The organism is Micromonospora sp. MH33 (genome assembly GCF_003013775.1).
GTDB lineage: Bacteria > Actinomycetota > Actinomycetes > Mycobacteriales > Micromonosporaceae > Micromonospora > Micromonospora fulviviridis.
In genome coordinates, this window is the sequence record NZ_MUYZ01000373.1 from 1 (window position 1) to 5,642 (window position 5,642).

2 protein-coding genes are annotated in these 5,642 nt (G+C 73.0%); both read left to right on the forward strand.

The window, feature by feature from the left end; all coding sequences use genetic code 11:
• Positions 1-452 precede the first annotated feature (452 nt).
• Positions 453-3,287: an RICIN domain-containing protein gene (locus B0E53_RS32500; RefSeq protein ID WP_107079459.1), complete on the forward strand. Its 2,835-nt coding sequence runs from the start codon at positions 453-455 to the stop codon at positions 3,285-3,287.
• A gap of 58 nt (positions 3,288-3,345) precedes the next feature.
• Positions 3,346-5,457, forward strand: a complete 2,112-nt coding sequence (locus B0E53_RS32505; protein WP_107079460.1) for a ThuA domain-containing protein — start codon at positions 3,346-3,348, stop codon at positions 5,455-5,457.
• The last annotated feature ends 185 nt before the right edge of the window (positions 5,458-5,642 follow it).

Below are 5,642 nucleotides of genomic sequence, written 5' to 3' on the forward strand. Positions count from 1 at the left end.
GGTGCGCGGCATCGTCGAGGCGTCCGGGGCCCGGGCGGCGGTGGAGCGGATGATCCGGTCCCGCGCCGACGCCGCCCTGGCCGTCCTGGAGCGGCTGCCGCTGGCCGAGCCGGCCCGGGCCGCGCTGGCCGACCTGGCGGCCCGGGCCGTGGACCGACGCCGCTGACGGCAACTTTTGTCGCCCATCGACGAAAGTTGTTCCGGAACCGTCGGAAGCTATGGACAGTCAAATCGAAAGGTCTTAATGTCGTGCGCAAGCACAGAGCTGTTTCGTCGAGGTGAACCGCCCGCAACCGGCAGCCTCGTCGAGGTGACCTCCGGCCGGCCGCAACCACCGGTGGTCACGGCCCACCGAGCCCCATCCGGCGGGCCCGGCGCAGCATCCCCGCACGGCATCCGGCGCGACGCGCGCCCGATCCTGGCTGCGCGCGTCAGGAAGGGACAGCAGAGGCATGTCCAGCCCCCACCACACCCCCACCCGACGATGGCTCCCCGCCGGAACGGCGCTGCTGCTCGCGGCGGCCGCCGGCGCGGTCGGCCTGGCCGCGACCCCCGTCCCGGCGTCCGCGCACCCCATCCCGGCGAGCGACTTCCAGCAGGTGGAACTCGCCCGCGGCGTCGCCGAGACCGGCGAACCGATGTCCCTCGCGGTGCTGCCCGACCGTTCGGTCCTGCACACCGCCCGCAACGGCACGCTGCGGCGCACCGACGCCGCCGGCGCCACCACCGTGATCGGCACCCTGCCCGTCTACACCCACGACGAGGAGGGGCTCCAGGGCGTCGGCGTCGACCCCGGCTTCGCGAGCAACCGGCAGATCTACCTCTACTACGCGCCCCCGCTGACCACCCCGGCCGGTGACGCCCCCGCCACCGGCACCGACTTCTCGGCCTGGCGGGGCGTCAACCGGCTCTCCCGGTTCACCCTCAACGCCGACTTCACGCTCAACCAGGCCAGCAAGGTCGACGTGCTGGACGTGCCGGCCGACCGCGGCATGTGCTGCCACGTCGGCGGCGACATCGACTTCGACGCCGCCGGGAACCTCTACCTCTCCACCGGCGACGACACCAACCCGTTCGACTCCGGCGGCTACGCGCCGATCGACGAGCGGACCGAGCGCAACCCCGCGTACGACGCGCAGCGCAGCGCCGGCAACACCAACGACCTGCGCGGCAAGATCCTGCGGATCAAGGTGAACGCCGACGGGTCGTACGCCATCCCCGCCGGCAACCTCTTCCCGCCCGGCACCGCGCGGACCCGACCGGAGATCTACGCGATGGGCTTCCGCAACCCGTTCCGGATGAGCGTCGACAAGGCCACCGGCGCCGTCTACGTCGGCGACTACGGCCCGGACGCCGGCACCAGCTCGGCCCGCGGCCCGTCCGGGCAGGTCGAGTTCGACCGGGTCACCGCGCCGGGCAACTACGGCTGGCCGTACTGCACCGGCACCAACACGGCGGCCGAGACGTACGCCGAGTGGGACTTCGCCACCGGCACGGCCGGCGCGAAGTACAACTGCGCGGGCGGCCCCACGAACAACTCCTTCCGCAACACCGGCCTGACCACCCTGCCGGCCGCCAAGCCCGCCTGGATCCGGTACGCCGGCGACGCCGGCAGCCCGCCCGAGTTCGGCGGTGGCTCCGAGTCGCCGATGGCCGGCCCGGTCTACCGGTACGACGCCGCCAACCCGTCCACCACGAAGTTCCCGCAGTCCTTCGACGGGCAGTTCTTCGCCACCGAGTTCGGCCGGGGCTGGATCAAGCCGATCCACCTCAACGCCGACGGCACGCCCGGCACCATCGACGCCTTCCCGTGGACCGGCAAGCAGGTGATGGACTCGGCGTTCGGGCCGGACGGCGCCTACTACGTGCTCGACTACGGCACCGGCTACTTCAACGGCGACGCCAACTCGGCGCTGTACCGCTTCGACTACCTCGGCGGCGGCAACCGTGCGCCGGTGGCCCGCGCCGCCGCCGACAAGACCTCCGGCACGGCCCCGCTGGCGGTCACCTTCTCCTCGGCCGGCTCGTCCGACCCGGAGGGCGGTGCGCTCACGTACGCCTGGGCGTTCGGCGACGGCGGCACCTCGACGGCGGCGAACCCGTCGCACACCTACACCGCGAACGGCCGCTACACCGCCACGCTGACCGTCCGGGACCCGCAGGGCGCCACCGGCACCGCCAGCGTGATCATCACGGTCGGCAACACCGCGCCGACGGTCACCGTGAACAGCCCGGGCAACGGGCAGCTCTTCTCCTTCGGCGACACCGTCCCGTTCCGGATCACCGTCACCGACCCGGAGGACGGCACGATCGACTGCACCAGGGTCAAGATGACCTACGTGCTCGGCCACGACCAGCACGGCCACCAGATCACCTCGGCGACCGGCTGCACCGGGTCGATCAGCATCCCGGTCGACGGCGAGCACGACGACGCGGCGAACATCTTCGCGATCTTCGACGCCGAGTACACCGACTCCGGCGGCCTGACCACGCACACCCAGCACACCCTCCAGCCCCGGCACCGGCAGGCCGAGCACTTCAAGACCTCCGCCGGGATCAACACCTTCGACAAGGCGACCGCCGAGGGCGGCCGGACCGTCGGCGACATCCACAACGGGGACTGGATCGCGTTCGAGCCCTACCAGCTCGGCAACGTCACGGGGTTCAGCGCCCGGGTCTCCTCGGCCGGGGTGGGCGGCACCCTCCAGCTCCGGGCCGGCTCGGCGACCGGCACCGTCCTCGGCTCGGCCACCGTGCCGGTGACCGGGGCGTGGGACACGTTCACCACGGTGACCGGCTCGGTCGCCAACCCGCCCGCCGGGACCACCACCCTCTACCTCACGTTCGCGGGTGGCGCCGGCGCGCTCTACGACGTGGACTCGTTCACCCTCACCACCTCCGGCGTACGCACCGGGCCGATCCGGGGGCTGGCCGGCAAGTGCCTCGACGTGCGCAACGCCGCGACCGCCGACGGCACCCAGATCCAGCTCTACACCTGCAACGGCACCACGGCGCAGAGCTGGACGGTGACCCCGAACTCGACGGTCAAGGCGCTCGGCAAGTGCCTGGACGTCTCCGGCGGCGCGACCGCCGACGGCACCAAGATCCAGCTCTGGACGTGCAACGGCACCGGCGCGCAGAACTGGTCCGCCCAGGCCGACGGCACGCTGCGCAACCCGCAGTCCGGCAAGTGCCTCGACGTCTCCGGCAACAACTCCGCCGACAGCACGCCCGTACACCTCTGGACCTGCACCGGCGCCGAGAACCAGAAGTGGACCCTGCCCTGATCCGACGGTGCGGGGCCGGGTGGCCGGCCCCGCACCCCGTCCGGCCCTGGAGAGCGACATGAGACTCCTCCGCACCGCCCTCGGCGCGGCCACCGCCGTCCTCGCCACCCTCGCCTGCACCACCCCGGCCACCCCGGCGGCCGCCGCCGACGCCCCCTACGACGTGCTGGTCTTCTCCAAGACCGCCGGCTTCCGGCACGACGCCATCCCGGCCGGCATCCAGGCCGTCCGCGACCTCGGGGCGGCGAACAACTTCACCGTCACCGCCACCGAGGACGCCGCCCAGTTCACCACCGCCAACCTGGCCCGGTACGAGGCGGTCGTCTTCCTCAACACCACCGGCGACGTGCTCGACCCCACCCAGCAGGCCGCCTTCGAGGCGTACATCGGCGCGGGCGGCGGCTACGTGGGCGTGCACGCCGCCGCCGACACCGAGTACGACTGGCCGTTCTACGGCAACCTGGTCGGCGCCTGGTTCGCCTCCCACCCGGCGATCCAGCCGGCCACCGTGAAGGTGGAGGACCGGGCGCACGCCGCCACCGCCCACCTGCCGCAGACCTGGAACCGCACCGACGAGTGGTACAACTACCGCACCAACGCCCGGTCCACCGCGCACGTGCTGGCCACCCTCGACGAGTCGTCGTACTCCGGCGGCTCGATGGGCGGCGACCACCCGCACGCCTGGTGCAAGGCGTACGCGGGCGGCCGGTCCTTCTACACCGGCGGGGGCCACACCCAGGCGTCCTACGCCGAGGCCGCGTTCCGCGCCCACCTGCTCGGCGGCATCCGGTACGCGGCCGGTCGCAGCAAGGCCGACTGCCGCCCGGAGACCGGCTACGCGACGCTCTACAACGGCGCCACCACCGGCTGGTCCCAGGCCGGTCCGGGCAGCTTCACCAATGCCGACGCCACCCTCACCTCGGTCGGCGGGATGGGCCTGTACTGGTACAGCGCCAAGCAGTTCACCAACTACTCGCTGAAGCTGGACTGGCGGCTGGCCGGGGACGACAACTCCGGCGTCTTCATCGGCTTCCCGCCGTCGAGCGACCCCTGGTCGGCGGTGAACAACGGCTACGAGATCCAGATCGACCCGACCGACAGCCCCGACCGGACCACCGGCGCGGTCTACACCTTCAAGTCCGCCGACCTCGCGGCCCGGGACGCGGCGCTCAACCCGGCGGGGGAGTGGAACACCTACGAGCTGCTGGTCGAGGGGGAGCGGCTCCAGGTCTTCCTGAACGGCGTGAAGATCAATGACTTCACCAACACCGACCCGGCCCGGTCGCTCGCCGGCCACGTCGGCATCCAGAACCACGGCACCGGCGACGACGTCTCGTTCCGCAACATCCGGATCAAGGAACTGGGCACCACGCCGCCGCCGGCCGGGAACACCACCGTGCAGGCCGAGGCGTTCAGCTCGGCCAGCGGGGTCACCCCGTTCACCAAGGCGGGCGCCAACGGCGGGCAGACCCTCGGCTACGTCGACCCGGGCGACTGGGCCGCGTACCAGGGGCTCGACCTGACCGGGGTGACCGCGCTGCGGGCCCGGGTGGTCTCCGGCGGCCCGGGCGGCACCCTCCAGCTCCGCACCGGCTCCCCGACGGGCACCCTGCTCGGTCAGGTGGCGGTGCCGAACACCGGCAGCTGGACCACCTTCGCCGACGTCAGCACCGCGCTGACCGGCGTGCCGACCGGCAGCCAGACCGTCTGGCTGACCTTCACCGGCACCGGCTCGGGGCTGTTCGACGTGGACGACTTCACCCTGGTGCGGGGCGGTGGGGGCAGCGGCGGGACCGGCCCGGTCCGGGGCCTGGCCGGCAAGTGCCTCGACGTGCGGGGCGGCGCCACCGCGGACGGCACCCAGATCCAGCTCTACACCTGCAACGGCGGCACCGCGCAGAGCTGGACGGTGACCCCGAACTCGACCGTCAAGGCGCTGGGCAAGTGCCTCGACGTGTCCGGCGGCGGGTCGGCCGACGGCACGAAGATCCAGCTCTGGACGTGCAACGGCACCGGGGCCCAGAACTGGTCGGCGCAGGCCGACGGCACGCTGCGCAACCCGCAGTCCGGTAGGTGCCTCGACGTGGCGGGCGCCAACTCCGCCGACAGCACCCCGGTGCAGCTCTGGTCCTGCACCGGCGCCGCGAACCAGCGGTGGGCCCTGCCCTGACCGGCGGGCCGGCGGCGGCCCGGGCGACCTGCGGGATCCGCCCGGTCCGCCGCCGCGGTGCTGCCGTACCTTGACCGTGTGGGACGCCTGGAGCGGTGGCGTCGGGTCGCCCGGGCGGGCCCGAGGGTCGGTGGCGCGCTGCGGGCCGCCCTGCTCCGCGTGCTGGGTCGCGACGGGCAGCCGGC

Bases quoted from the DNA above. Each gene is read 5' to 3' on its own strand.
- B0E53_RS32500 (WP_107079459.1), top strand. From the start codon at position 453: ATGTCCAGCCCCCACCACACCCCCACCCGACGATGGCTCCCCGCCGGA.
- B0E53_RS32505 (WP_107079460.1), top strand. From the start codon at position 3,346: ATGAGACTCCTCCGCACCGCCCTCGGCGCGGCCACCGCCGTCCTCGCC.